This window comes from Streptomyces sp. NPDC001450, assembly GCF_053597295.1.
In genome coordinates this window covers 1-26481 of sequence record NZ_JBSFHY010000061.1, presented here as the reverse complement: position 1 = coordinate 26481, position 26481 = coordinate 1, and the positions used below count along the sequence as shown (strand labels likewise).

Annotated in this window: 22 protein-coding genes and 1 pseudogene; 19 read left to right on the top strand and 4 right to left on the bottom strand. The window is 72.9% G+C overall.

The window, feature by feature from the left end; translation table 11 throughout:
* Nucleotides 1-90 precede the first annotated feature (90 nt).
* From ACWC5O_RS41450 to ACWC5O_RS41385, 14 genes are all read left to right on the top strand, one after another.
* Nucleotides 91-342 (top strand): hypothetical protein, encoded by a 252-nt coding sequence (locus ACWC5O_RS41450; RefSeq protein ID WP_450591725.1) that lies wholly within the window; start codon nucleotides 91-93, stop codon nucleotides 340-342.
* Nucleotides 342-2609 carry a heavy metal translocating P-type ATPase gene (locus ACWC5O_RS41445; protein WP_450591723.1) on the top strand — a complete coding sequence of 756 codons (2268 nt, stop codon included), beginning with the start codon at nucleotides 342-344 and terminating at the stop codon, nucleotides 2607-2609. The genes ACWC5O_RS41450 and ACWC5O_RS41445 overlap by 1 nt, the downstream gene beginning before the upstream one ends.
* Nucleotides 2606-3115: a copper chaperone PCu(A)C gene (locus ACWC5O_RS41440; protein ID WP_450591721.1), complete on the top strand. Its 510-nt coding sequence runs from the start codon at nucleotides 2606-2608 to the stop codon at nucleotides 3113-3115. Before ACWC5O_RS41445 ends, ACWC5O_RS41440 begins: the two co-directional genes overlap by 4 nt.
* A gap of 158 nt (nucleotides 3116-3273) precedes the next feature.
* Nucleotides 3274-3930, top strand: coding sequence for a hypothetical protein (locus tag ACWC5O_RS41435; RefSeq protein ID WP_450591720.1), 657 nt, complete (start codon nucleotides 3274-3276; stop codon nucleotides 3928-3930).
* A 169-nt stretch (nucleotides 3931-4099) separates the two neighbouring features.
* A complete protein-coding gene (locus ACWC5O_RS41430) occupies nucleotides 4100-4723 on the top strand; it encodes a sigma-70 family RNA polymerase sigma factor (RefSeq protein ID WP_450591719.1) in 624 nt (207 codons plus the stop codon).
* A gap of 143 nt (nucleotides 4724-4866) precedes the next feature.
* Nucleotides 4867-5934, top strand: a complete 1068-nt coding sequence (locus ACWC5O_RS41425; protein WP_450591718.1) for an ABC transporter substrate-binding protein — start codon at nucleotides 4867-4869, stop codon at nucleotides 5932-5934.
* A 2-nt stretch (nucleotides 5935-5936) separates the two neighbouring features.
* Nucleotides 5937-7007, top strand: coding sequence for a FecCD family ABC transporter permease (locus ACWC5O_RS41420; RefSeq protein WP_450591717.1), 1071 nt, complete (start codon nucleotides 5937-5939; stop codon nucleotides 7005-7007).
* Nucleotides 7004-7888, top strand: a complete 885-nt coding sequence (locus tag ACWC5O_RS41415) for an ABC transporter ATP-binding protein (protein ID WP_450591715.1) — start codon at nucleotides 7004-7006, stop codon at nucleotides 7886-7888. The genes ACWC5O_RS41420 and ACWC5O_RS41415 overlap by 4 nt, the downstream gene beginning before the upstream one ends.
* Nucleotides 7851-9239, top strand: coding sequence for an MFS transporter (locus tag ACWC5O_RS41410; RefSeq protein WP_450591713.1), 1389 nt, complete (start codon nucleotides 7851-7853; stop codon nucleotides 9237-9239). The genes ACWC5O_RS41415 and ACWC5O_RS41410 overlap by 38 nt, the downstream gene beginning before the upstream one ends.
* A 101-nt stretch (nucleotides 9240-9340) precedes the next feature.
* On the top strand, nucleotides 9341-11167 hold the full coding sequence (asnB, locus tag ACWC5O_RS41405; protein WP_450591711.1) for an asparagine synthase (glutamine-hydrolyzing): 1827 nt from the start codon (nucleotides 9341-9343) through the stop codon (nucleotides 11165-11167).
* A gap of 9 nt (nucleotides 11168-11176) precedes the next feature.
* Nucleotides 11177-12406, top strand: coding sequence for a cytochrome P450 family protein (locus tag ACWC5O_RS41400; protein WP_450591710.1), 1230 nt, complete (start codon nucleotides 11177-11179; stop codon nucleotides 12404-12406).
* A 27-nt stretch (nucleotides 12407-12433) separates the two neighbouring features.
* Nucleotides 12434-13357 carry an L-tyrosine/L-tryptophan isonitrile synthase family protein gene (locus ACWC5O_RS41395; protein WP_450591708.1) on the top strand — a complete coding sequence of 308 codons (924 nt, stop codon included), beginning with the start codon at nucleotides 12434-12436 and terminating at the stop codon, nucleotides 13355-13357.
* Between the two features lie 25 nt (nucleotides 13358-13382).
* The gene (locus tag ACWC5O_RS41390; protein WP_450591707.1) at nucleotides 13383-13781 is read left to right on the top strand and encodes an ACT domain-containing protein; all 399 of its coding nucleotides are present in this window, start codon (nucleotides 13383-13385) and stop codon (nucleotides 13779-13781) included.
* 273 nt (nucleotides 13782-14054) lie between these two features.
* Nucleotides 14055-15416: a tannase/feruloyl esterase family alpha/beta hydrolase gene (locus tag ACWC5O_RS41385; RefSeq protein ID WP_450591706.1), complete on the top strand. Its 1362-nt coding sequence runs from the start codon at nucleotides 14055-14057 to the stop codon at nucleotides 15414-15416.
* Between the two features lie 6 nt (nucleotides 15417-15422).
* Here the strand turns inward: ACWC5O_RS41385 and ACWC5O_RS41380 are convergent, their stop codons facing one another.
* Together ACWC5O_RS41380 and ACWC5O_RS41375 are read right to left on the bottom strand one after the other, a co-directional pair.
* Complete coding sequence (locus tag ACWC5O_RS41380; RefSeq protein WP_450591704.1) at nucleotides 15423-17003, bottom strand: glycerol-3-phosphate dehydrogenase/oxidase; 1581 nt, start codon at nucleotides 17001-17003, stop codon at nucleotides 15423-15425.
* Nucleotides 17000-17608, bottom strand: coding sequence for a TetR/AcrR family transcriptional regulator (locus tag ACWC5O_RS41375; RefSeq protein ID WP_450591703.1), 609 nt, complete (start codon nucleotides 17606-17608; stop codon nucleotides 17000-17002). The genes ACWC5O_RS41380 and ACWC5O_RS41375 overlap by 4 nt, the downstream gene beginning before the upstream one ends.
* An 83-nt stretch (nucleotides 17609-17691) precedes the next feature.
* Here ACWC5O_RS41375 and ACWC5O_RS41370 point away from each other — a divergent pair, with 83 nt between their 5' ends.
* Nucleotides 17692-19281, top strand: a complete 1590-nt coding sequence (locus ACWC5O_RS41370) for an FAD-binding oxidoreductase (RefSeq protein ID WP_450591701.1) — start codon at nucleotides 17692-17694, stop codon at nucleotides 19279-19281.
* Between the two features lie 49 nt (nucleotides 19282-19330).
* A complete protein-coding gene (locus tag ACWC5O_RS41365; protein ID WP_450591700.1) occupies nucleotides 19331-20236 on the top strand; it encodes a YegS/Rv2252/BmrU family lipid kinase in 906 nt (301 codons plus the stop codon).
* Between the two features lie 4 nt (nucleotides 20237-20240).
* On the opposite strand, the gene ACWC5O_RS41360 is transcribed toward ACWC5O_RS41365, so the two are convergent.
* Entirely contained in the window at nucleotides 20241-22130 is a 1890-nt protein-coding gene (locus tag ACWC5O_RS41360) for an ATP-binding cassette domain-containing protein (RefSeq protein WP_450591699.1), read from the bottom strand.
* 435 nt (nucleotides 22131-22565) lie between these two features.
* The gene (locus ACWC5O_RS41355; protein ID WP_450781218.1) at nucleotides 22566-22883 is read right to left on the bottom strand and encodes a hypothetical protein; all 318 of its coding nucleotides are present in this window, start codon (nucleotides 22881-22883) and stop codon (nucleotides 22566-22568) included.
* A gap of 481 nt (nucleotides 22884-23364) precedes the next feature.
* Between ACWC5O_RS41355 and ACWC5O_RS41350 the strand changes: the two genes are divergently transcribed.
* The 3 genes and pseudogenes from ACWC5O_RS41350 to ACWC5O_RS41340 all read left to right on the top strand — a co-directional run.
* Entirely contained in the window at nucleotides 23365-25488 is a 2124-nt protein-coding gene (locus tag ACWC5O_RS41350; protein WP_450591697.1) for an N-acetylmuramoyl-L-alanine amidase, read from the top strand.
* Between the two features lie 104 nt (nucleotides 25489-25592).
* Entirely contained in the window at nucleotides 25593-25952 is a 360-nt protein-coding gene (locus ACWC5O_RS41345) for an ArsR/SmtB family transcription factor (RefSeq protein WP_450781217.1), read from the top strand.
* Nucleotides 25953-26164: 212 nt separating this feature from the next.
* Nucleotides 26165-26481, top strand: a pseudogene (locus ACWC5O_RS41340) (LCP family protein); the annotation flags it as partial.

Here is a 26481-nt window from a genome sequence, read left to right as displayed (position 1 = left end):
CTTTGGAACTCGGCCCCTCGACGGCCCGACTTCTGAAGCGCTACGGCTCCGACAGGTGATGCCGTACGACGTGATCTGGAGACGCGCTTGATGGACGAGTCCCGTCAGTCCCCCTCCGGCGCGGGCGCTGTGCCGCGCACAGCGGTGCCCCCGCCCGCCCTCTGCGGGTTCCTTCTGCTGCTCGCCCTGCTGTTCACGCTGTCGTACGCCGTCGGCGCCGCGGCCGGCCCCGTCGCCCCCGGCATGCACGGCACCGGCACCAGCCGTGGCGGCGATGACGGCGAAGGCGGGGGCATGGACGACGGCGGCGACATGGGGCAGATGCACGGGGGAGGCAACTGATGGCCACGGAACCCGCGGCCGCGGCCCTGGCGACCACCGACCGCACGACAACCGACCTGGCCGTGGGCGGGATGACCTGCGCGGCCTGTGTGAAGCGCGTCGAGAAGAAGCTCGGCCGACTCGACGGGGTCACGGCGGTCGTCAACCTGACCACCGGGCGGGCCCGCGTCAGCCACCCGGCGGGGATCAGCCCCGACGCACTCGTCGCGACCGTCGAGCAGGCCGGGTACACGGCCGAGATCCCGCAGCGAACCGAGAAGCGGCTGCGCGAGCGCGGGGGCAGGACGGGCCCCGGGGAGGAGACACGGCAGGAGCGTGACCGGCTCCTGGTCACCGCGCTGCTCGCGCTGCCCGTGCTCGTGCTGTCGATGGTGCCCGGCCTGCAGTTCCGCAACTGGCAGTGGCTGTGCTTCGTGCTGGCCGCCCCGGTGGCCGTGTGGGGGGCCTGGCCCTTCCACGAGCGGGCGGTGCGCGGGCTGCGGCACTCGGCGGCCAGCATGGACACCCTCGTCTCGCTGGGTGTGCTCGCCTCGTTCTCCTGGTCGTCGTACGCGCTGTTCCTCGGCGGCGCCGGGGATCCCGGCATGCGGATGCCCTTCAGCCTGCTGCCCTCCGCGTCGAGCGGTGCCGCGCATCTCTACCTCGAAGCGGCCGTCGGCGTACCGCTGTTCGTGCTGGCGGGCCGGTTCCTGGAGGCACGGGCCCGGCGTGGGACCGGTTCCGCACTGCGGTCGCTCGCCGAACTCGCCGCCAGGGAAGTGGCGGTGCGCGAGGACGGATCCGAACAGCTGCTTCCTGTTGAGGAATTGACCGTCGGGCAGGTCTTCGTCGTGCGGCCCGGGGAGCGGGTCGCCACCGACGGCGAGGTGGTGGAGGGCCGTTCCGCGATGGATCTGTCCCTGGTCACCGGGGAGAGTGAGCCGGTCGAGGCCGGGCCGGGCTCCGCCGTGACCGGCGGGGCCCTCAACGCCGGCGGATTGCTGCTCGTACGGGCCACGGCGGTCGCGGCCGACACCCAACTCGCCCGGATCACAGAGGTGGTGACGGAGGCGCAGGCCGGCAAGGCGCGGGCGCAGCGGCTCGCCGACTCGGTCGCCGGTGTCTTCGTACCGGTCGTGCTCGCGCTGGCCGTCACTGCGCTCGGGTTCTGGCTCGGCGCGGGTGCCGATCCGCAGGCCGCTGTCACGGCCGCGGTGGCCGTCCTGGTGGTGGCGTGCCCGTGTGCGCTGGGCCTGGCGACCCCGACCGCGCTGATGGCGGCCACCGGTCGCGGAGCCCAACTGGGTGTCCTCGTCGGCGCCCCGCAGGCCCTGGAGGGGCTGCGGCACCTCGACACGGTCGTCCTGGACAAGACCGGCACCCTCACCTCCGGCCGGATGAGCGTCGCCCGGGTCACCGCCGTACCCGGCGGGCTGGGGACGGACGCGGCGCTGCGGCTGGCCGCTGCGGTCGAACGGGGCTCGGAACATCCCCTCGGCCGGGCCGTCACCGATTACGCACGCGGGGCACTTCCGGACGTGACCGACTTCCGGGCGGAGGCCGGCCGGGGCGTGCGCGGCCGGGTCGAGGGCCGACTGGTCGAAGTCCTGGCCCCCGACGACGACTTGCCCACGGCGCTGGCCGAGGCGCTGCCGGTGGCGGAGGCCGCCGCACACACGCCGGTCCTGGTCCGCGTGGACGGGATCGCCGAGGCGCTGATCGAGGTCGGCGACGTCGTACGGCCCGGGGCCTACCGGGCCGTGGACCGGCTGCGGCGTCTCGGCGTACGGCCGGTGCTCGCCACCGGCGACCGCGAGGCACCCGCGCACGCGGTCGCCGCTGAAGTGGGCATCGAAGAGGTGCACGCCCGCTGCACACCCGAGGACAAGGCGTCCCTCGTACGAGACCTCCAGCAGCGGGGCCACCAGGTCGCGGTCATCGGGGACGGCGTGAACGACGCGGCCGCGCTGGCCGCCGCCGACCTGGGCATCGCCATGGGCGGCGGCACGGATGCCGCCATCGGCGCCGCCGACGTGACCCTGGTGCGCGGGGACATCGAGGCCCTCTCGCACGCGGTCCGCCTGGCCCGGCGCACCCTGGGCACGATCCGCGCCAATCTCGTCTGGGCTTTCGGATACAACCTCGTGACCGTGCCGCTCGCCCTGGTGGGCCTGCTCACCCCGATGGTCGCCGCGGCGGCGATGTCGGCCAGTTCGCTGGTGGTGGTCGGCAACAGCCTTCGGCTGCGCACCTGGCAGCCGAGCCCCGCCGGGAGGCGAACCCGATGACCGAGCAGAGCCCGTGGCGTCCCACCCGGCGCCGGCTCACCGACGCCCTCCTCGCGGCCCTCGCACCCGTCACGGCGTGCAGCCTGGCCCTCGGCGGCCTGACCACGTGGGCCGGCGCCGGGAAGGCGGGCAGCCCGGCCCGCGTCACCGTCTCGAAGGCGCGGGTCCTCCTGCCGTACGGCGACACGAAGGAGACGGCCGCCTTCTTCGACCTCTCCAACGCCGGCGGCGCGAACGACCGGCTGGTGAAGGTCACGTCCTCCCGCACCGGCGGTGGGATCACACTCAGCCGCCACCGCAGCACCGGCGCGGCAGCCGCCGCCAAGGCCGAAACGGACTCGGCGGTCGTCCCCGCGGGCCGCACCCTTGCCATGTCGCCGCACGGCCTGGACGTGAACCTGCGGGCCGGGGCCGGGTGGCGGACCGGCGACCTCGTGCCGTTCACGCTGCACTTCGAGCACAGCGGGGCGATCGAGACGCTCGCGGTGGTGATCCGCCCCGGCTGACGGCGGTACCGGCCTCACCGCAGACGTCGGATCGAACGCCTCGTCCGTTCCCGCCACTTGACGTGTTCTGGATCACATGGCGCCGGTTGAGTGACACAGCAGGGCAAATTCCGTACCGACGGATGATGACGGACGGCCGGATGCGAGGATGAGACGCCATGACTGCAGGGTGGTGTTCTCGCACGGTACGGGCCGCGGTGTTCGCGGCCGTCTGTGTGCTGCTCGCCGCCCTGGGCCACGTCATGATGTCGGGTCAGCACGTGCCCGGGTGGGCGCTGGCCGCAGGCCTGGCCGTGACCGGCGCCGCCGGCTGGTCGCTGGCGGGCCGTGAGCGTGGGCTCCCGCTGATCGTGACGGTCGTGGTCGCCGCGCAGACAGGGCTGCACGAGGCGTTCTCGTTCGCCCAGTCGGCCTCCGCCGACACGGCCTCCATGGACATGGGGTCGATGCCGATGGACTCCATGGACATGAGCCCCATGAGCCACATGGCCGTGAGCGGCATGGATCACATGGGGCACATGGGGCACTCCATGGACGGCGGCTCGTCGTCGTTCGGGATGCTCGCCGCCCACCTGTTCGCCGCCCTGCTGTGCGGTGTGTGGCTGGCGTACGGCGAGCGCGCCGCGTTCCGCATCCTGCGGGCCGTGGCCGCCCGGCTCGCGGCACCGCTGCGGCTGCTGCTCGCCCTGCCCGACACACCGGTCCGGCCGCGGCTGCGCGTCCGCCGGCGGCGCTCGCGGCGTGCGCCGCGGCTGCTTCTTCTCGTCCACTCGATCATCTCACGGGGTCCGCCCGCCGGGGTCGCTGTCGCCTGACGACAGCCGGTTTCCCGAGGCCGCCCCGCGCGCCTCGGGCCTCGGCCGTACGCCCGCGCACACGCCGTACCCCGCGTGAGCGCCGTAGGGCCGGTTCCCCTTTCACCGGACCGCCGGCGCCCGATCGTGCCCGCGGCCCGGATCCCGGATGACCCGAGAAGGACACCAGGTGATCACTCCTGCCCTGCCCACCTCGCGCGAAGACAGCGCCGCCGGCGACAAACCGGTCTCGACCGACGAGTCGATCACCGCGTGGGCGCTCGCGGCCCGGGGCGGCGACCCCCGTGCCGTGGAGCGTTTCGTGCGCGCGTTGCACCGCGACGTCCAGCGCTACGTCGCCCATCTGTGCGCCGACCCCCAGGCCGTGGACGACCTGGCGCAGGACACGTTCCTGCGGGCGCTCGGCAGCCTGCACCGCTTCGAGGGCCGTTCCTCGGCACGCGCCTGGCTGCTGTCCATCGCCCGCCGGGCCGTCATCGACAGCTACCGGTACGCGGCCGCCCGGCCCCGGCTGTCCGACGTCCCGGACTGGCAGCTGGCCGTGGAACTGGCCCAGCCGCGCGACCTGCCCGGCTTCGACGAGGGCATCGCACTGCTGGACCTGCTGTCCGCCCTGCCGGACGAGCGCCGCGAGGCGTTCGTCCTCACCCAGCTGGCCGGGCTGCCGTATGCGGAGGCGGCCGAGGCGAGCGGCTGTCCGGTCGGCACGGTTCGCTCTCGCGTGGCACGGGCCCGCGCCACGCTGATGGATCTGCTGGACGAGGCGGACGCGCCCGCGGTCGTAGCGGCCTGAGAGTGCCGTGAGGGTGCCGGCGCCTGCGGGCACCCTCTGCTCCGCTGGCGTCGACCGGGCGGGAACTCCAGGCACGTTCGCCCCGACTACTGGACCGGGCGGCGGACGTTCGCCCGAGTACCAAGTGGACCTGGAGACATTCGATGCGTGTGCGTGTGTGGGGCGGTACCGCGGCCCTCGTGCTCGGCGGCCTGCTGACAGCGGGCTGCGGCGGCGGGAAGGGCACGGCGGACGAGAGCGCGGGGAAGGCTGCCTTCGGCGGCTATCCGGTGTCGGTCACCGACTGCACGGGCGCCAGGACGACGTTCTCCGCCGCACCGAAGCGGATCGTCACCAGCAACGCCTCCGGTCTGGAGCTGCTGCTCCGCCTCGGTGCGGGGGACAGGGTGATCGGCACCGGCTTTCCGCCCGGCAAGGGCACCCTGCCCCGTGACCTCGACGCGAAGGCGCGGAAGGTCGAGGTGCTCAGCGAGAGTGTCATCCCCAGGGAGAAGCTCCTCGGCTCCGGCGCCGATCTGTACCTCGACACATTCGCCTCCATGGGGAGCGTGGGCGGCGGGGGCATGGGCGACGCCCCGACCGAGGAGGAGTTCGAGGCAGCCGGGATCAAGCACATCCACCTGAAGTCCACGGCCTGCGCGGCCCGGAGCAAGGACCCGGTCACCGACCTGTCGGCGGTCGAGGCCGACATCACCTCCCTCGGCGCGGTCACCGGCACGAGTGCCAGGGCCGAAGAACTCGTCGCCGGGATGCGGCAGAAGGTGGACGCCGTCCGCAAGGCGGTCCGCGGTACGGCGCAGAGCGCGCGGCCCACGTACTTCTTCTTCGACTACGACGCGGGCACCAAGCAGCCCACCGTCACCTGCAACCGCCAGATCGCCAACGCCGTGATCACCCTGGCCGGTGCCCGCAACGTCTTCGCCGACTGCGACGGAGACTTCAGGCAGGTCGGCTGGGAGGACGTGGTCTCCAGGAACCCGGACTGGATCCAGCTCGGGGTGCGCGACCGGGGCGGCGACGCGGCCGACGAGAAGGCGTTCGACGAGGCGCAGAGCTGGCTGAAGTCCAACCCGGCCACCAAGGGGCTGAAGGCGGTGAAGGAGGGTCGCTTCGTGCGCGTCGGCTCGGAGCAGACCACCATCGCCGGGGTCGAGAACGCCGACACGGTCGAGGCGATCGCCAGGGCCCTCCACCCCGGGAAGGTCCGCTGACGGTGCTGTCCACGCCGACCGCGTCCCGTCGTACGAGGACGGAGACGCGGATTCTTCCCGCGGTGCCGCTCGCACTGGTCCTGGGCGGGGCGCTGCTGGCCGCGCTGACCGCGGCCGTCGCCTGGGGCTCGACCTCCATCGCGCCGGGCGAGGTGTGGAGCGTGGTGTGGCGCCGGCTGTCCGGCGAGCCGCCGCGGCCGGGCACCGACGACCTCATCGTGTGGCAACTGCGCGTCCCCCGTGCCCTGTTGGCGGCACTCGTCGGCTCCGGTCTCGGGCTCGTCGGCACGGCGGTGCAGGCCCTGGTGCGCAACCCGCTGGCCGACCCCTACCTGCTGGGTGTCTCCAACGGCGCCTCGCTCGGCGCGGTCGCCGCGCTCGTGCTCGGACTCGGCGCGGGCGGGGTGCCGGGCCTCGGTCTGTCCGGCGCCGCCTTCGCCGGAGCCCTGGCCACGTTCGCCCTCGTCTGGGCGGTGGCCCGGCGCGGCGGCGGCTTCGCACCGCTCAGACTGGTGCTGGCCGGGGTGGGGATCGGTCAGTTCCTGTCCGGCTTCACCAGCTACCTGGTGCTGCGGGCCGGGGACGAGCAGCAGACGCACAGCGTGCTGTTCTGGCTCATGGGCAGTCTCAGCGGCGCGAGTTGGCAGCTGCTCGCCGTGCCCGCGGTGACCGTGCCGATCGCCCTGCTGTGGCTGCAGGCCCGCGCCCGGGGGCTGAACGCCCTGCTGATGGGCGACGAGACGGCCGCCGGACTCGGCGTCGACGTCGGTCGCCTGCGCCGCGAGCTGTTCACGGTGACCAGTGTGCTGACCGGTGTCCTGGTCGCGGCCTCCGGTGCGATCGCCTTCGTCGCGCTGATGGTGCCGCACGTGTGCCGCCTGCTCGTCGGCGGCGACCACCGGCGCCTGCTGCCCGTCTCCGCGCTGTGCGGCGCCCTGCTGCTGGTCGTGGTCGACGTCGTCTGCCGTACGGCCATGGACACACAGGAGCTCCCGGTCGGCGTGGTGACGTCGCTGCTCGGGGCTCCGGCCCTCTTGTATCTACTGGACCGGCGGCTGGGGAGCGGCAGTTGAGGATCGACATCGAGGACCTGCACGTCGCCTACGCCGGACGCACGGTCGTGGCGGGTGCCCGGCTCATCGCCGGCCAGGGCGAGATCACCGGCCTGGTCGGCCCGAACGGCAGCGGCAAGTCGACGCTCCTGCGCACCGTCTACCGGCACCTGAGACCCACCGCCGGGCGCGTGCTGCTGGCCGGCACCGACCTGCGCGACCTGACCCCCGTCCAGTCGGCCCGGCACATCGCGGCCCTCCCGCAGGAGCGCGGCAGCGACTTCGAGCTGAGCGTGCGCGAGGTCGTCACGATGGGCCGTACGCCCTACAAGCGTGCCTTCACCGGCGAGGACGCCGCCGACCGGGACATCGTTCTACGGGCGCTGGCCGATGTCGGCATGGCGGAGCACGCCGGCCGCCGGTTCACGGCCCTGTCCGGCGGCGAGCGCCAACGGGTGCTGCTGGCACGCGCGTTCGCGCAGGCCCCGGACGTGCTGGTCCTGGACGAGCCGACCAACCATCTCGACATCCGGCACCAGGTCGAACTGCTCGCCCTGCTGCGCGCCCGCTGCCGTACGACCCTGGTGTCGCTGCACGACCTCAACGCAGCCGCCTCCGTGTGCGACCGGCTGCACGTGCTGCACGCCGGAGCCGTGGTCGCCTCGGGGCCACCGCGCGACGTCCTCACCCCGGTGCTGATGGCCGAGGTGTTCGGCGTACGGGCAGCCGTCGTCGACCACCCCCTCACCGGCGACCCGCTGATCGCCTTCGACCACCGCGCCGGGAACTCGCGGGCCGTTTCCCCCGACTTGTGGGACGAGGCTGCCGACCGGCGGTCCGCGTGCGAAGGTGAGGGACGCGAGGGTGACACACCAGGGACCCGGCTCGGAACAACCCGGTGACATACCCGGCGGTGCGGACCGCCGGCCGCTGGTGGGACTGGCGGGCCTGCTGTCGTTCGTGGCGATGCTCGACATGAACATCGTCAACGTGGCCCTCGCGGACATCGCCGACGGTCTGCGGGTGTCTCAGGCGACCGCCCAGTGGGCCGTACTGGGTTACCAACTCCCCGTGGTGGCACTGCTGTTGCCCGTCGGACGATGGCTGGACGGGGCGGCCCTGCGCCCGGCCGTGCTGACCGCCACCGCGGGCTTCGGCCTGTGCAGCGCGCTCGCGGCCCTCGCGCCCTGGGCGGTCTGGCTGATCGCCGCCCGCCTCGCCCAGGGCGCCTTCGCCGCCGTCCTGTTCGTCCTGATGCCGGTCCTCGTGATCCGCTCCGTACGGCCCGAGGCCCGCGGGCGGGCGATGAGCGTACCCGCGACCCTGGGACCGCTGGGCGCGGTCACCGGACCGGCCGTGGGCGGTCTGCTGCTGGACCACTTCGGCTGGCACTCCGTGTTCCTGGTGAAGCTCCCGTTCTGTGCGCTCGCGCTGGTGGTGGCGTGGCGCGCGATACCGCGCGACGGGCGGCTGCGCCTGCCCGGCCGACGCGAGTCGGCGGACGCCCTCCTGGCCGTGGGCGGTGTGGCCGTGCTCCTGCTGGCGCTGACCCTGGCTGCGGACAATCCGGCGTGGCTGGTGCTCGCGCTCGCGGCCGTACCACTGGTGTGGTGGTGGCTGCGCGGGCCCGGCGGACGTCCGGTGGCCGGCCTGCTACGGGCCTCGGCGCTGCTGCGGCCGCATGGCGCGGTGCTGTCCCTCGCGACCGGCTTCGCCGCCCTGCACTATGTCGTCGCCCTGCACCTGCAGCGCGACGACGGCGTCAGCGCCACGACCACCGGCCTCACGGTCCTCGCCTTCCCGCTCGCCATGGGCCTGGCCGGACCGCTCGGCGGGCGCCTGACGGATCGGTACGGTGCCCGGCCGGTGGCCGTGACCGGAGCCGTTCTCACCGCGTCCGGCCTGCTGCTGTGCGTGCAGCTGGGCGACGGCTGGTCGCCGGGGGAGGTGGCCTGGCGGCTGGCGCTGGCCGGTCTCGGCATGGGCCTGAACGGCGGACCGGCCCAGGCCCTGGTCCTGGGCGCCGCCCCGCCGGACCGGACGGCCACCGTCGGGTCCACGGTGCAGCTCGCCCGGGGCCTCGGCTTCACCCTCGGCCCCGCGCTGGCCACCGCCGCATGGACCCTGGCCGGCGCCCGGGCCGGGCTGTGTCTGGCCGCCATCGCCGCCTGTGTCGCCGTACCGCTGCTCGCCGTGCCCGGCCGGCGGCCGGCCGTCCTCCCAGAGAGGTCCACTGACCCCGTCTCCCGTTGACCCAGGAGCCGTTCCCCTGCTCGCCCCGCCCGGCCGGCGCCCCGCCACCGTCCCCGTGAAGACCACCGACCCCGTCTCCCCCTGACCCAGGAGCCGTTCCCATGTGCGGAATCACCGGCTGGGTGTCCTTCCACAGCGACGCCCGCACACAGACCCCGGTCATCGAGGCCATGACCGCCACCCTCGCCCCGCGCGGCCCCGATGCCGGTGGCGTCTGGCTCGGTGAACGGGCCGCGATCGGCCACCGGCGGCTGGCCGTCATCGACCTCGAGGGCGGCGTACAGCCCATGACGGACCGGCCCGACGAGGCGGCGATCGTGCTCAGTTACAGCGGTGAGGTCTACAACCACCACGGCCTGCGCACCGAGTTGCGCCGCCGAGGACATGTCTTGCGCACCCGCAGCGACACCGAGGTGGTGCTGCGCGCCTACGCCGAATGGGGCGAGGCGGTGGCCGAGCACCTGGAGGGGATGTTCGCGTTCGCCGTGTGGGACGAGCGCGAGCAGCGGCTGCTGCTGGTGCGGGACCGGCTCGGCGTCAAGCCCCTGTACTGGGCCGCTGTCGACGGCGGCCTGGCCTTCGCCTCCGAGCCGAAAGCGCTCTTCGCCCACCCGGAGATACGGCCCAGGGTCGACGCGGACGGGCTGCGGGAGGCGTACAGCCTGCTGTTCAACACCGGGCCCACGGTGTGGTCCGGGGTACGGGAGGTCGAGCCCGGCGGGCTGCTCGTCCTGGACCGGGACGGCATCCGCGAGCGCCGATACTGGCAGCTGGAGGCCGCGCCCCACACCGACGACCGGGACACGACCGTCGAGCGGATCCGCGAGCTGGTCGGCGCCGCCGCGCGGGGCCAGTTGGAAGCCGACGTCCCGCTGTGCAGCCTGCTCTCCGGAGGGCTCGACTCCACCGTCCTGACCGCCCTGCTCACCGGTGAACTCCGGTCGAGGCAGGGGCCGCAAGCCCGGATCCGCTCCTACGCGGTCGACTACAGCGACCAGGCCGTCGAGTTCACCGGCGACGTCCTGCGCACCGGCCACGACGCTCCGTACGCCGTCGAAGCGGGTGCCTTCATCGGCACCGACCACAGCACGGTCGTTCTCGACCCGCGCGCGCTCCTCGACCCCGGGCACCGGACGGCGGTCGTCGTCGCCCGGGACTCGCCGATCGGCGTCGGCGACATGGACACCTCGCTCCACCTGCTGTTCGGCGAGATACGGCAGCACTCCACCGTAGCCCTGTCCGGCGAGGCCGCCGACGAGGTCTTCGGCGGCTATCCCTGGTTCCACAGCCCCAAGGCGCTGGCCGCCGGCACCTTCCCCTGGCTGCTGGTGACGGGCGACGAGGCCGCGATGCCGCTCAACCCCGAACTCGACCTGCGCATCACCGAGTTCCGCGACGACATCTACCGCACCGCCCTGGCCGACGTACCCCACCTGGACGGCGAGAGCCCCGTCGAGCACCGGCAACGCGAGCTGCAGCACCTGTCCCTGACCCGCTGGCTGCGCCAACTGTTGCACCGCAAGGACCGGTTGAGCATGGCCCAGGGCCTGGAGGTGCGGGTGCCGTACTGCGACCACCGGCTCGTCGAGTACGCCTTCACCACCCCCTGGGCCCTGAAGAGCCACGACGGCAGGGAGAAGAGCCTGCTGCGCGCCGCGGGAGCCGGCCTCGCCCCGGACTCGGTGCTCCACCGCCCCAAGAACCACTACCCGGCCACCCACCACCCCGACTACAACCGCGGCCTGCAGCGGATGGCCCGCGACGCCCTCGCCGCCGAGCAGGTCCGCGCCCTCACCGACGAGACCCGCGTCAAGCCCTGCCTGGACACACCGCCCGACCGGCTGGAGTGGGGCCACCGACTGCGCCTCGAACGCATCGTCGACCTCGCCCTCTGGCTGGACCACTACCGCCCCGAACTCGCCCTCTGAGGAGCCCCGATGACGACACTCCCCGACCCGGTCCCGCTGACGGGCTGCACCTACAAGAGCAACCCCTACCCCCTCTACGAGCGGATGCGCGAGGCCGGCCCGGTCCACCGCGTCCTCTTCCCCAGCGGCGTACAGGCCTGGCTGGTGACCGGCTACGACGCCGCCCACTCCGCGCTCGGTGACGACCGGCTCGGCAAGAACCACGACCGGGGCAACGACCGCTGGCGCGCCCGCGCCTCGATCATGCCCGAGCCGCAGCACTCTCAGCTTCAGGTCCATCTCCTTCACCAGGACCCGCCGGGACACACCCGAATGCGGCGCTTGCTCACCGACGCCTTCACCCCGCGCCGCATCGAGAGCCTGCGCCCCCGGTTCCAGGAACTGGCCGACGCACTCGTGGCCGCGCTGCCCGAGACCGGCCCCGCGGACCTCGTCAGCGCCTTCGCCGCGCCCTTCCCCTTCCAGGTCCTCGCCGAAGTCATCGGTCTCCCGGAAGAGTTGGCCGACCGCTTCGACCGCGACTGGGGCAAGGTCGTGCAGCCGGTCGGACCCACCGACCCCGGGCGGCCCGCGTACGAGGCCCGGCTGCACGGCCTGCAGAGCTACATCGCCGACGTCGTGGCCCACAAGCGCGACCACGAGGAAGACGATCTGCTCAGCCGGCTCGTCGTGGCCCGGGACCGGGGCGAACTGTCCCAGGAGGAGCTGGACTCCATGATCTTCCAGCTCCTGGTGGCCGGCCAGGAACCGGTCACCAACCAGATCACCACCGCCCTGATCGCCCTCTTCCGCCGCCCGGACGAGCTCGCCCGCCTGCGCGACACCCCGGATCTGCTGCCCCGCGCGGTCGAGGAACTCCTGCGCCACGACAGCGCCTTCGAGCTGACCACCTGGCGCTTCTTCGGTGAGGACAGCGATCTGCACGGCACCACGATCCCGGCCGGTGACTCCGTGATCGTCTCCCTGTGCGCCGCCAACCGCGACCCGCGCCGCTTCGCCGCCCCCGACACCCTCGACCTCGACCGCAGCCCCAACCCCCACCTCGCCTTCGGCCACGGCATCCACTTCTGCCCCGGCGCCGCACTCGCCCGCACCGAACTCCAGATCGCCCTCGGCACGCTGCTCGCCCGGCTGTCCGGCCTGCGCCTCGCCGTCGCCGACGCGGACCTCGCCTGGATCCCGGCCGTCCTCGGCCGCGGCACCCACCACCTGCCCGTCGGCTACGACCGGCGCCGCTGACCGAGACCTGCCCTCCCAAGGAGCGACATGCTGCTGACGACCGCCTCGCCCACGCGCATCAGCACCGACATCCTGAACCTGCTGCTGCCGTACCACCGCACGACCGACCGGGCCCCCGCCCCCGCCGAGGCGTTCCCGCACCAGCGGCGCCGGATCGCCGGCTTCGTGCGCGACGGCGCCCCCCTCGAGTTCACCCTGCCCGGCTTCCCCTGCAAGTCACCCAACCCGGCCAAGGTCCTCGGCCACCTGCCCGACCGGGCGGAGCGGCTGTCCCTGCGCTTCCTGAACACCCTGTGCACCGAGATCGAGCGGATCCACCCGCCCGGCGCCCGGGTGGTCATCTGCTCCGACGGCCACGTCTTCGGCGACCTCGTCCGGGTGCCCGACCGGCACATCGACGCGTACGCCGACGAACTGCGCACCCTCATGCGCGACCTGGCCCTCGACAGGCTGTCGGTCTTCGACCTCCGGGACGTCTACGGCGCTCTTCCGTACGACGCGAAGCGCGCTCACGTGCAGGACCGGTACGCCCCGACGGCCGAGGACCTGCGTGCCCTGGTCCGGTCCGACGACGCCACCCGTGCCCTCTACCGCGGCATCACCCGCTTCCTCGTCGAGGACACGGCCGACTTCCCCGGCACGCGCTCCGCCCTCCAACGCGAGTGCCGTCAACGGGCCTACGGCGTCATACGGCGCAGTCGCGCCTGGGGCGCCCTGATCGCAGAGCACCACCCCCGTGCCGTCCGTCTGTCCATCCACCCCCAGCCCGTCGGCGACCCCAAGTTCGGCATCCGCCTGCTCGACGCCCCGGACGCCTGGACCACCCCGTGGCACTCGGCCGCCCTCCGCCGCACCGACGGCACCTGGACCCTGATGCCCCGCGAGCGGGCCGCCCGACTGGGCCGTCTGGTCGACCACGACGACAGACCGAGCCATTTCGAGCAGCACTGATAGCACGTTCCGTAACGTGGGGATCATGACCGGCGAGAGAGATCTGCAGAAGCTGCTCAGCGGGATGCATCCGGAGCTGAATCCGGGCCGCTACGTGTTCACCACCGTCGAGGGGGGCGTGCCCTCCGGCATCACCCCTGTGGTCACGGTCGCCGAGCAGGAGGGCCTCACGCTGGTGGCGCGGCTGGACGAGGCGGACGGGGCGGGGCTGGCGTACGACTACGTGGCCGCCTGGATCACCCTGCGCGTCCACTCGGCACTGCAGGCGGTGGGCCTGACCGCCGCGGTCGCGCGGGAACTCGCCGACTCCGGCCTGAGCTGCAACGTCGTCGCCGGGTTCCACCACGACCACCTCTTCGTGCCGTACGAGCACGCTCATCAGGCGGTGGCCGTCCTGGAGAGCCTGGCCCGGCGCTCCGCCTGAGCCGGCTCCGGGACACGGGGGTTGTCCCGAGCAGCCGCACGTCAGCAGGTCCCGTGCTCCACGCCGGAGAACCCGGGGGAGATCCGTACCTGAGCGCACGCGGTGGCCGCCGCACGGTCACACGTTCCAGCCGTGGCGGACGCCGTTCCCGTCCGGCTGCGACCCCGGCTCGTGCTCATGTCTGTCACATGTTCGTCGGCTCCACTGCGGACGCCACCGGAGTGTGGGCTCCCTCCATGGCCGACCCGGCGCAGCAAGCCAACGATGTGCCTCATGCGCCCCAGTCGACGAACCACCCTCCTGTCCGCAGCCCTGCTTGCGGCATCGGCGGTCACGCCCGCGGCCGCCGCCCGAGCCGACGACGGTTCCACCCGCCGACGCCGGATCACGGTCCCCGGTGCCGAACGGCAGCTGGTCTCCCGCCTCGACGACCTGACGACCAGTGCCCTCACCGGCACGCCCTACACCGACCCGGCGGACTGGGCCGGACTCGCCGCTCAGGGCACCCAGAACCCCTCAGGCGTGCCCGGATGGCAGATCGACGGCTACTTCCCCGGCTCCTCGCACCTCAACCCGACGCACGGCTGGAACCATGACGCCCAGTTCGTCATCCGGCTGCCCGAGCACTGGAACGGCAAGCTGGTCGTCACGGGCGCCCCCGGCGTCCGCAGGCAGTACTCGATGGACACCCTCGTCTCCGACTGGGTGCTGGCCCAGGGCTACGCCTTCGCCGCCACCGACAAGGGCAATTGCGGCCCGGACTTCTACACCGACGGCGATCGGCCCGGTGACGCCGTCGCCGAGTGGAACCGGCGCACGACCCAGCTGACCCGGGCCGCCAGGGCCGTGGTGGCCCAGCACTACGGACACGCTCCGCGCCGCACGTACATGACCGGGATCTCCAACAGCGGCTATCTCACCCGCTGGCAGCTGGAGAACCATCCCGAGCTGTACGACGGCGGCGTCGACTGGGAGGGCCCGCTGTGGCGGCCCGAGGGCCCGAACCTGTTCACCTTCCTGCCCACCGCCGTCGCCCGCCAACTGGGCCGGGCCGACGACGAGGACATGTACGCGGCCGGTTTCGCGCGCGGGTCGGAGTTCCTGTGGCCGTACCACGAGAAGGTGTACTGGGGCCTGACCCAGAAGATCTACCGCGCCGAGTTCGACCCTGGATACGACCCCGCCTGCCCCGGAGCCTCGGCCGGTACGACCCCCGAGGAGATCCTCGCCCCCTGCCCGTCCGACGCCGCGTACGACTACGCCGCACGGCCACGGCCCGTCCATGACGCCGTCGCCCGGATCTCGCTCAGCGGCCGCATCGGCCGACCGATGATCACGCTGCACGGAACCCTGGACGCGCTGCTGCCCATCGCCGTCCAGTCCGACGTCTACACGCGGATGATCGCCGAGCAGGGCCGGTCCGGGCTGCACCGGTACTACCGGATCGAGGGCGGCACCCACGTCGACAGCCTCTACGACACCTTCCCGGAACGGCTGCGGCCGATCCTGCCCTGCTACCGCGCCGCGTTCACCGCGCTGACGGCCTGGGTGGAGCAGGGCGAGGAGCCGCCGCCGAGCGGCACCGTTCCCCGGCCGCGCTCCGGCGATCCGGTCAACACCGGTTCACTCGGCTGACCTTGGTCAGGCCGGGGTGCCGGCCTGGGCCAGGACCTCCCCGGCGATCGCGAGCGCCTCGGCGCGGTCTTCGGGGACGACGCCGATCCGGGTGCGCCGGTCCAGGAGGTCCGCCGCGTCGAGGGCGCCCTCGTGCCGGGCGGCCCACACGAGTTCGGCCCGGGTGACCGGATACCCCGGCAGCACCGGTTCGGCCAGGGCAGGATCCCGTTCCATGAGGGCGTGGACGGCCGGGGCCTCGGTGCCGTAGCGGCGGACCAGACGGCGGGGGGCGGGCACGGCGCGCAGCCGGTCCGGTGCGGTGGCGCCGACCAGCGGCAGGGCGGCGGTGGGGGAGGGGCGCGAGGGCAGGCCACGCGCCTCGGCCGCGGCGTCCACGGCGTCCTGCGCCATCCGGCGGTAGGTGGTGAGCTTGCCGCCCACGATGGTGGTCACCCCGTCGGGCGAGGTCAGCACCGCGTGCCGGCGGGAGATGTCGGAGGTACGGGCCGGTGCGTCACCCGGGTCGTCGTGCCCGCTGGTGTCCAGCAGGGGGCGCAGCCCGGCGAAGGCGCCGACGACCTCGTCCCGGCGTACCGGCGTCTCCAATACGGACCCGAGCACGTCCAGCAGGAACCCGATGTCGGTCTCGGGGACCTCCGGCACGTCGGGGATCGGGCCGTCGACCGGCTCGTCGGTGAGTCCGACGTAGACCCGGCCGTCCCCCTGGGGCAGCACCAGGACGAAGCGGTTGGTCTCGCCGGGGATCGGGAGGTGCAGGCCGGCCGGCAGCGCGCCGAGCCGCTCCGAGCGCAGCACCAGGTGAGTGCCGCGGGAGGGCCGGATCCGTATCCCCTCGACCAGGTCGCCCGCCCACACCCCGGTGGCGTTGATCACGGCGCGGGCGCGGATCTCGCCCTCCTCGCCGGTGAGTTCGTCGCGGACACGGGCGCCGGTCCCGGTCGACTCCAGCACCCTGACCCGGGTCAGCACCCGGGCGCCCCGCGCGGCGGCGGTGCGCGCCAGCGCGGTCACCAGCCGGGCGTCGTCGGTGACCTTCCCGTCCCAGGACAGCAGCCCGCCGCGCAGGTCGGCCGCGCGCACCGAGGGTGCCAGGTGCCGGGCCTCCGTCGCCGACAGCCGGCGCGGGGCGGGCAGCACCTGCCGCGGGGTCCGGGCGGCCAGCCGCAGCATGTCGCCCGCCCGGAACCCGGCCCACGCCAGTGAGGACTGCGCCCGCGACACCAGCGGGGTCAGCGGCAGCACGAACGGCTGGGCGGCCACCAGGTGCGGGGCGGTGCGGGTCATCAGGACCCCGCGTTCGACCGCGCTCTCGTGGGCGACGTCGAACTGCGCGGAGGCCAGATAGCGCAGCCCGCCGTGGATGAGCTTGGAACTCCAGCGGGAGGTGCCGAAGGCCAGGTCGTGCGCGTCGACGGCGACGACGTCGAGACCGCGGGCGGCCGCGTCCAGGGCGGCTCCGGCCCCCGTGGCGCCGAGCCCGACGACCAGGACGTCGGCGACCCTGCCGTCGGTGGCCTCGGCCAGTTCCCGGGTCCGCCGACCCGCGCTGAGGGACGAGCCTCGTACGGCCTCTAGGTGGCTCATGGCGTCAGGGTCCTCTCCAGAAGGGTGCGCAGCTCGCCCAGCAGGGCGGCGGAGTCGAGGTCGGGATCGTCCTCGTCGGTCATCGTGCGCAGGGACAGGGCGAAGGACTGCACGATCAGCAGCAGGCCCCGGGCCTGCCGCTCGATGTGAGCGGTGCGTACCGATCCGTCCGCGTGGCCCTCGCGCAGTGCGCCGGCCAGCAGTTCCAGCAGCGCCTCCTGGCTCGCCCCGCGCCGGTCGAGCACGTAGGGGAGCAGCAGTTCGGGATCGACGTCGACGATCTTGCGGAAGAGCGGGTGGGCGCGGAACGCCTCCACCCCCGCCACCAGACCCGCCACGATCCGGCCGCGCGTGTCGGTGCCGGGGGCGGGCTCCGGTATCGCGCGGGTGGCCACGTCGATCCACTCACGGGTCATCAGATCGCCCACCAGCGTGCGCAGGTCGGGCCAGCGCCGGTACAGCGTCATCCGCGAGACACCGGCGCGACGAGCCACGTCGGCGAGGGTGGTGCGGCGGACCCCGACGGCCAGCACACAGTCGCGCACCGCGTCGAGCACGTGATCGTTGCCAGAGCTGTCTGCACCGTTGTGACGAATAGGCGTCATGTGTCACAGTGTAACGCCCCGGGGGCCGGGCGGAGACGCCGCCGCGCGAACCGAGCACACCGATCTGTGAGGACGACCCTTCGATGGACATGCTGTGGAACGGCTGGGGCGACCCGGCCAAGGCGGCACCGCTGCCCGACTCGGTGACCGGACTGCTGCGCGACCTGCTCGGCGTCAAGCCGCGCACCACGCCGACGCTCGCCCTGGAGGACATCGACCTGCCCGCGCCCACGGCCGACCCGGCTGCGCTGAAGGCGCTCGCCCAGGCCGTCGGCGGCGAGGAGCATGTCCGCACGGACGCCGAGAGCCGCATCCGGCACACCCGCGGCAAGTCCACCCCCGACCTGCTGCGGCTGCGCGCCGGCGACGTCTCCGACGTCCCGCAGGCCGTGGTCCTGCCCGCGACCCACGACGAAGTCCTCGCCGTACTGGGGGCCTGCGCCGCGCACGGCCTGGCCGTCGTCCCCTTCGGCGGCGGCACCTCCGTCGTCGGCGGTCTCGCCCCCGAGCGGCGCGCCTTCGTCGCCCTGGACCTGCGTCGCATGAACCGCCTGCAACTCCTGGACCCGGTCTCCCGCACCGCAGTGCTCCAGCCAGGTCTGCGCGCCCCCGAGGCCGAGGCCCTGCTCAACGAACAGGGCTTCACCCTCGGCCACTTCCCGCAGTCCTTCGAGTGGGCCACCATCGGCGGCTTCGCCGCCGCCCGCTCCAGCGGACAGGCCTCCGCCGGATACGGCCGCTTCGACGAGATGGTGCTCGGCCTCACCCTCGCCACCCCCCAGGGAACCGTGGAGGCGGGCCGCGCCCCCCGCTCCGCCGCCGGACCCGACCTGCGCCAGCTGATCCTCGGCTCCGAGGGCGCCTTCGGCGTCATCACCTCCGTTCTCGTGCGGATCCGCCCGCTGCCCGAGGCGCGCGTCTACGAGGGCTGGCGGTTCGCCTCCTTCGAGGAGGGAGCCGCGGCACTGCGCCGGCTCGCCCAGGACGGACCCCGGCCGACCGTGCTGCGCCTGTCCGACGAGACCGAGACGCTCATCGGCCTCGCCCAGCCGGACGCCATCGGCGCCGGGCTGGAGAGCAACGCCGGATGCATGGCGATCACCGGCTACGAGGGCACGGCCGAGGACACGGCCCAGCGCCGTGAGCAGGCGGCGGCCGTCCTGCGGGACGCCGGCGGGACCCTGATCGGATCCGAACCGGGCGAACGCTGGGCCCACGGCCGCTACTCCGCGCCCTACCTGCGCGACTCCCTGCTCGACGCGGGAGCCTTCGCCGAGACGCTGGAGACAGCCGCCTTCTGGTCCCGGATCCCCGACCTGTACACCGCGGTCCGCACCGCCCTCACCGACACCCTCACCGAGGCCGGCACCCCGCCCCTGGTGATGTGCCACATCTCCCACGTGTACGAGAACGGCGCCTCGCTCTACTTCACGGTCGTCAGCGCCCAGGGCGAGGACCCCGTTGCACACTGGACGCGCGCCAAGCACGCCGCCAACGACGCCGTACTCGCCGCCGGGGGCACCATCAGCCACCACCACGGGGTGGGCACCGACCACCGCGACTGGTATGTCAGGGAGGCCGGACCCCTGGCCGTCGAGGCCCTGCGCGCCGTCAAGCGCAGCCTCGACCCCGAGGGACTCCTCAACCCGGGCGTCCTGCTGCCCACCGACTGATCCGCACCCGCCCAGCCCGTCACTCTCGTCATCGCCCGGAGGCCTACCGATGCGACAGTTCACCGCCGTCGTCAACCCGACCGCGGGCGACTCGACCGGGGCGGCATCGCTGCTCCATCTGGCCCGACTGCTCCGCGAGGCCGGGGCCGAGCTGGAGACGGAGTACAGCCACAGCCTCGCCCACGCCCAGGACATCGCCCGGCAGGCCGGGGAGCGCGGCCGGGTGGTCCTGGCGGTCGGCGGCGACGGCATGGCCGGCGGCATCGGCGGAGCGCTGAGCGGCACTGGTACGGTCCTGGGCCTCGTACCCGCCGGCCGGGGCAACGACTTCGCCCGGGCGCTGGGCCTGCCGTCCGACCCGGCCGCGCTCGCCGACATCCTCCTGCACGCCGAGCCCGGCCGTGTCGACACCATCGAGGTGGAGTCGGCCGTGCACCGGCGCACCGTGGTCCTCGGCAGCGTCTACGCAGGCGTCGACGCGCTGGCCAACCGGCACGCCAACGAGGCCCGGCTGCTGCGCGGAGCCGCCTCGTACTACGCGGGCGGCCTGCGCGCGGTGACCACCTGGCGGCCGGCGGACTACCGCGTCACCGTCGACGGCGAGGCACACGCCCACCGCGGCTACACCGTCGTGGCCGCCAACTCCCCCTACTACGGCTCCGGCCGGCTCATCGCCCCAGGCGCGCGGGTCGACGACGGACTGCTGGACATCGTCATGATCCGCGAGGCGCCGCGCCGGCTGTTCTTCGCCCTCATGAACGAGCTGAAGACGGGCGGCCACGTCCACCGCCCCGAGGTACGGGTCCTGCGCGGAAAGGAGATCCGCATCGAGGCCGCCCGCCCCGTCCCCTACGGAGCCGACGGCGAGGTGGAGGCCACGCTGCCGGTGACGGTGCGGGTACGGCCCGCGGACCTGTCGGTGCTCTGGCGGCCGGCCGCCGCGGACCGCCCCTGACCCGTCAGCGGTCGTGCGACAGGGCCAGCAGTTCGGCGAAGGTACCGCCCGCGTGGACCAGGTCGTCGTAGGAGCCCTGCTCGGTGATGCGGCCGTCGTCCAGCACCACGATGTGGTCGGCGACCTTGGTGTTCTCCAGCCGATGGGTGACCACCACCGTGATCCGGTCGGCGGCGATGGTTCTGATCCGCTCGAAGATGCCGTGTTCGCCCCGGGGATCCATCTGCGAGGTCGGTTCGTCGAGGATCAGCAGCTCCGGCCGGCGGTACAGGGCACGGCTGCAGGCCAGCCGCTGCCACTGGCCGCCGGAGAGTTCCGCCCCGCCGAAGATCTCCCGGGCGAGGAGGGTGTCCAGGCCGGCCGGGAGGCTCTCCACCGCCGCCCGCATGCCGACCGCGTCGACGGCGTCCCACACGGGTTGGTCGTCGTGGCTGCGGGGCTGGCCGAGCGTGATGTTCTCGCGGACCCGCAGCGGCCACTGGGCGAAGATCTGCGGCACCAGCCCGGTCCTCGCCCATACCGCCGCCGGGTCGGCGTGGGCGATGTCCGTGCCGTTCCAGGTGACCTTGCCCTTGTCCGGCAGGTAGATCCCGGTGAGCAGCCGGGTCAGGGTCGACTTCCCCGAGCCGTTGACGCCGACGATCGCGAGGATCGACCCCCTGCGCAGCGTGAGGGAGACGCCGTCCACGGCCGGTCTGTCCTTGCCGGGGTACTGGTACACCACCTCGTCGAGCCGGATCTCCTCGACCGGGCCGGCGACGGCGCGGTCACCCCGGCGCGGGGCGCGGGCGGCCGCGTCGTCCAGGAAGGCCTGCATGTCGCCGAGGTAGAGGCTGGTGTGGAAGACGGCGGCGCCGTTGACGACGACCTGCGACAGGGCGGCGAGGGTGGTCTGGACGGCGACGACGGCGGTGGCGGCGATCGCGAGCGCGATACGGCCGGTCACCGCGAGCCAGGCCAGCGACGCCCAGGTGGTGACCAGGAAGACCCCGCCGGCGAGTGAGGTGAGCAGCGCGATCCGCAGCGTGCGCGGGGCCGCCGCGAGGGTGCGCCGGTCGCACCGGTCGGACAGCGACCGGTACCAGAACACCAGGTAGTCCGTCATCGAGTTGGCCCGGACCTCGTCCCCGTACTTCGCGGTGGTCGCCCACCAGCGCATCATTCCGCGTGCGTTGCGGTCGGCCACGTTGGCATAGTGGATCTCGTAGTCCACCCGGGCCGTCAGGACGGCACCGATCCCCGCGGGCAGCACGGCGAGGAGGAGCAGCGGCAGCATCATCAGGTTCAGCACGGACAGGACACCGCTGGCGGTGATCATGCGGATGAGCGCGGACATGAACCGCTGGGCGTCGGCCACCATCACAATGGTGCGCATCACCCCCATCTCCGCCGCTTCCTGCCGGTCGGTGAATCCGTCGACCGCGTAGGCCGCTGCCTCCACCCGGCAGACCGCCTCCACCAGCGCACTGTCGGTCTCCGTCGTCAGCAGCGGCGTGATCCGGCGCTCGGCGTACGTCGCCACGGCGCCCGCACCCCGGGCGAGCGCGGCAGCAGCGGCCACGACCACCAGCGCCGGCACGGCCGCGCCCAGCCGTCCGCCGACCGGGCCCGGCCCGAGGACATACCCCATCGCCCTTGCCGTCGCGGCGAGTTGGACCGCCGCGGACACCCCCGTCACCACCTGGCAGCCGAGCAGCAGCCGCACCGCACGCCGGTCGGTGCGCCACGACAGCCGTCCGATCCGGGCCAGTACCGCGGGAATCTGCCCGCACATCCGCCGGAAGGACACCTCGGCCAACGGGTTGACCGAGTACTGCCCGCTGTATCTGATCTCCGCCGGCGGTGGCGGAGGAGGTGCCGCGTCCTGCTGATCGCGTGTGTCGGCCGAGGTCAACGTGATCCCCCTGACGGTCGCTCCGGCTGGTCATGTGGCTCAACGACCCGGCACCGATATCGAACACACGTGTTTCAGCCGTGCCCGGAACCCAGACACAGAGCCCACCGCGGAGCGTGCCCGATGCACCGACCCTTGCCGCACAACAGGAGGCAGCGGGACCGAGGTTGGCCGAAACGCCGATCAGCGGCCCGGTCGGCCGGTCGCCGGTTCAGCCGGGGCCGCCTCCAGCCGGACGACTCCCCGGTCGAAGCGGCGCAGGCGGGTGTGTCGCTCCGGCTCTTCCGCGTCGGTGGAGGTGGCATGGGGCAGGTCCTCGATGCTCCAGCCGTGCGGCAGGTCGAGCGCCCGCCAGGAGCTGTCGTCGTACGTCGGCGCCTCGGCACCGTCGGTGTCGCCGCGGAGGACGTGTCACGCCGGGACTGTCCCGCTTCGTCATCCTCGTCGGCTCTCCTGTGCACGAGGCCGGACAGGAGGTGGCCGGTGGAGTGGTCGCGCAGTTCTACGGTCGGTCCCGCCCAGCCGCCGCACGGCTGGGCGGTACTGGTCAGGCCCGACGTTCAGCCGGAAGGTGTGCAGTAACCCGTCGATGTCGACGATGCGCAGACAGGCGGTGTTGCGGCTCTGGTTCTCCTGGAACGGGCCGGTCGGCAGGGACACCGCGCCGAGGGGGAACGCCTGTACTCGGGCGGCCAGTTGGCGGGAGGCGTCGGGGGTGCGGGGCGCGGCCTGGGCCGTGGGGCCGTTCGGCACCCGGAGACCGGACTGCTCGCCAGTACAAGATCGACGTCGTCATCACCCGCACCTGGAACCGCACCGCCCTCGACACCTGGGACCTAAAGACGCACCGGCGCGTCAACGACCTGACCCGGACTCAACTCGGCACGCGCTTCAAGGGGCACGTCAACGTGGCGGCGGGCTCGGCCGGTTGTACGGGTTCGTCGCCGCGAACGGCCGCGGAGTTGCGGGCAATTGCGGCGTTACCAGACCAAGATCATCTCGCTGGGGCCGGTGAGGTGTGGCGTGGCTCACTTCAGCCCGTCCACCCGTGATGATCACCCACTGGAATGCGCTTTCGAGATGGGTTGCCTGTGTGGCAGGTGGGCCTGACGTGGCGTTCTTCTATGGCCGTTCCCGGCCCGATTGTGGGGGTGGACTCTCCGTGAGCCGTCGTACAGCGCATGCGTACAGACCGTTGGGCCTCAAACGGCGGGCATGGCTGACACTTGGTGCGGTGGTTCTGGGCGGCGGGGGAGTGGTCTCCTACGCGGTCGCCAGCCCCTCCCAGGACTCGGGTGGCGCCGACCGGGCCAAGCGGCCGGTGAAGGTCTACGACCTCGTACTGAAGGTCACCGCGAACGGCAAGCGTGAGCTGCCCCGCACCGACACCGCTCAGTTCTCGATGCTCGGTGTGTCCTGGACCGGCGCCGCCAAGCGGCTCGACGGCACGGCACAGGTGCGCACCCGCAGCAGGGAGACGGGGGACTGGGGCGCATGGCGTGACCTCGAGGTGAACGTCGACCCGCTGGAGCATCCCGACGCCGAGGTGCGCGGCGCCTCCGAGCCGCTGTGGGTCGGCTCCTCCGACGGCGTCCAGGCGCAGGTCGTCCGCCAGGACGGCTCCAACGCCCCGTTGCCGAAGGGCCTGCAGGTCAACCTGGTCGATCCGGGCGTGGTGACCGACGCCGAGACCAAGTCCGGTGCCGGTGACGCCCATCCGGCCGCGTTCGCCGCCGAGACGGCGTCGCCCTCGGCGAGCACGATCGAATCCCCCTCGGCGAGCACGACCGAGTCCCCCTCGGCGAGCACGTCGGCCACCACGCCGACGGCGCCGCCGTCCACCGTGCCCGAACCGCCGATCACCTCCCGCGCCGACTGGGGCGCCGACGAGTCGATCAGCCCCGACGCGCCGGAGTACAACGCGGACGTCAAGGCCGTCTTCGTCCATCACACGGACGGCAGCAACGACTACTCCTGCACCGACTCGGCGTCGATCGTGCGGAGCATCTACGCGTACCACGTGCAGGTCAGCGGCTGGAAGGACATCGGCTACAACTTCCTGGTCGACAAGTGCGGCACCGTCTTCGAGGGCCGCAAGGGCGGTGTCGGCCTGCCGGTGCTCGGTGCCCACACCTACGGCTGGAACCGGGAAGCCGCGGGTATCGCGGTGCTCGGCGACTTCACCACCACCGGCGCCACCGACGCCGCGCTGGCCTCGATCGCCCGTGTGGCCGCGTGGAAGCTCGGCCAGTACGGCCTCGCCCCCGACGGGACGGCCCAGCTGACGGCCGGTGCCACCCAGACCAACTACTTCGGCACGAACTTCACCGCCGGAAACACGTACACCTTCCAACGGATCTCCGGGCACCGCGACGGCTACAACACCCAGTGCCCCGGCAGCTCCCTCTACGCCCAGCTGCCCACCATCCGCGCCTGGGCGGCCGGCCCGGTGCAGGGCCTGAAGGTCACCTCGGTCGACAAGGCGGGCCTGGCCGGCTCGACGTACTACACCAAGGGCGCCGTCACGCTGCACTGGACGACCACCACGCCGGGCTCGCTCATCTCCGAATTCGAGCTGCTGGTAGACGGCGAGACCGCGGCCAGCGTGTCCGGTGACGCCACCTCGGCCGGCGCCACACTGGCCGCAGGCAGCCACACCGTCGCCGTCCGGGCCGTCCACCAGTCCGGGAAGGCCACGACGAGCGCCGCGCTGAACGTCGTGGCGGAGACGACCGCGCCAACCTTCACGACCACGCCGAATCTCACGCTGCGCACCGGCACGGTCGATACCACCGCCGTCCCGGTCACCCTCGGCTGGAAGTCCACCGACAACGCCGCGCTGCGCTATGTGAAGCTGCTGTCCCCCACGACCGCCACCTTCGGCCCGACCACCACCAGCTCCAAGCGCACAGCCAAGTCCGGCACCGCCACCACCTGGTCCATGCGCGCCTACGACTACGCGGGCAACTACCGCACGTCGTCCCCGTCCTACACGCCGGTGATCCTGCAGGAGACCTCCGCCACCAAGTCCGGCAGCTGGACCACCCGTTCCTCCACCAGCTACCTCGGCGGCACGTCGTACTCCAGCGGCTCCAAGGGTGCCGCCCTCACCTGGACCTTCACCGGCCGCTCCGCCGCCTGGGTGGTCTCCCGCGCCTCCACCTCCGGGCAGGCGTACGTCTACGCGGACGGTACGAAGACGGCCACGATCGACCTGAAGTCCACCACCACCCAGTACCGCCAGGCCATCTGGACCAAGAGCTGGTCCAGCAGCGCCAAGCACACCGTCAAGATCGTCGTGGTCGGCACCAGCGGCCGTCCCACCGTCACCACGGACGGCCTGGTCTACGTCAAGTAACCGCACACGCAGTCCTCGTCCGCCCAGGGGAACCCTGGGCGGACCCCTACACTGGGTGCCCGAACGTGCGTGAACGGTGAAGTGGGCGGGGGCAGGAGAGGACTGTGGCGGACAACGGTGGCTTCGAGGACCCGTCGGCCGAGGTGCTGGCGGCGGCGGCCGCCGCGTTCGGGCTGCTCGCCTCGTCGGCCCGACTGAACCTGATGTGGGCGCTGGCGCAGGGCGAAAGCGATGTCACGCACCTCGCCGACCGGGTGGGCGGTGCGCTGCCCGCGGTCAGCCAGCACCTGGCCAAGCTGAAGCTCGCCGGGCTCGTCAGCTCCCGCCGTGAGGGCCGCCGGCAGGTCTACTACATCGACGACCCCGACATCGTGACCGTCATGCGGGTGCTGGTCGGACAGCTCACCGCGCGCTCGCAGCACGCCGCCGCCCCCGTACGGCAGCTGCACGGGGCCGACGCCTGAGCCCACCGGGGCCCGCTCCCCGTTCCATGAGATCCCTCACCTGTGAATTCCCACAGGATCCGTGCTGTTCGGGGCACGGGTTTGTTAGATTGCGCAATCACGCAATTCAGGTGGAGCCACCGCTTCCCGCCTGCTCGAGTACCGCCGCGCTTGCCCGGCCGCACACCCGACGGCCCGGCCTGCCGAGCCCGACCGTTCATGGGAGTGGGTAGATGAGCGACCCCTGGGACGGCCCGGGTGGCCAGGCCACGCGCAACCGCAGCGCCCGGGTACCCGGACAGCGCACGGGCGAGCCCGACGGACCGCGCCCGGGCGGCCGGGCAGCCTCCCGCTCACATGCCGGCAGCCCTTCGCGGCGCCGGGCTCGTGCGGGGCGCGGCAAGCGGATCCTGAAGATCGCCGCGGTATGCCTGTCGCTCCTGGTGCTCGGCACGGCCGGTGTCGGCTGGTGGTTCTACCAGCACCTGAACGGCAACATCCAGAGTGTGTCGCTGGACGGCAAGGGCGGTACGGAGAAGGCCGACGCGTT

Bases quoted from the DNA above. Each gene is read 5' to 3' on its own strand.
- ACWC5O_RS41390 (WP_450591707.1), top strand. From the start codon at position 13,383: ATGACCGGCGAGAGAGATCTGCAGAAGCTGCTCAGCGGGATGCATCCG.
- ACWC5O_RS41385 (WP_450591706.1), top strand. From the start codon at position 14,055: ATGCGCCCCAGTCGACGAACCACCCTCCTGTCCGCAGCCCTGCTTGCG.
- ACWC5O_RS41425 (WP_450591718.1), top strand. From the start codon at position 4,867: ATGCGTGTGCGTGTGTGGGGCGGTACCGCGGCCCTCGTGCTCGGCGGC.
- ACWC5O_RS41400 (WP_450591710.1), top strand. From the start codon at position 11,177: ATGACGACACTCCCCGACCCGGTCCCGCTGACGGGCTGCACCTACAAG.
- ACWC5O_RS41380 (WP_450591704.1), bottom strand. From the start codon at position 17,003: ATGAGCCACCTAGAGGCCGTACGAGGCTCGTCCCTCAGCGCGGGTCGG.
- asnB (WP_450591711.1), top strand. From the start codon at position 9,341: ATGTGCGGAATCACCGGCTGGGTGTCCTTCCACAGCGACGCCCGCACA.
- ACWC5O_RS41365 (WP_450591700.1), top strand. From the start codon at position 19,331: ATGCGACAGTTCACCGCCGTCGTCAACCCGACCGCGGGCGACTCGACC.
- ACWC5O_RS41395 (WP_450591708.1), top strand. From the start codon at position 12,434: ATGCTGCTGACGACCGCCTCGCCCACGCGCATCAGCACCGACATCCTG.
- ACWC5O_RS41440 (WP_450591721.1), top strand. From the start codon at position 2,606: ATGACCGAGCAGAGCCCGTGGCGTCCCACCCGGCGCCGGCTCACCGAC.
- ACWC5O_RS41435 (WP_450591720.1), top strand. From the start codon at position 3,274: ATGACTGCAGGGTGGTGTTCTCGCACGGTACGGGCCGCGGTGTTCGCG.
- ACWC5O_RS41450 (WP_450591725.1), top strand. From the start codon at position 91: ATGGACGAGTCCCGTCAGTCCCCCTCCGGCGCGGGCGCTGTGCCGCGC.
- ACWC5O_RS41375 (WP_450591703.1), bottom strand. From the start codon at position 17,608: ATGACGCCTATTCGTCACAACGGTGCAGACAGCTCTGGCAACGATCAC.
- ACWC5O_RS41370 (WP_450591701.1), top strand. From the start codon at position 17,692: ATGGACATGCTGTGGAACGGCTGGGGCGACCCGGCCAAGGCGGCACCG.
- ACWC5O_RS41445 (WP_450591723.1), top strand. From the start codon at position 342: ATGGCCACGGAACCCGCGGCCGCGGCCCTGGCGACCACCGACCGCACG.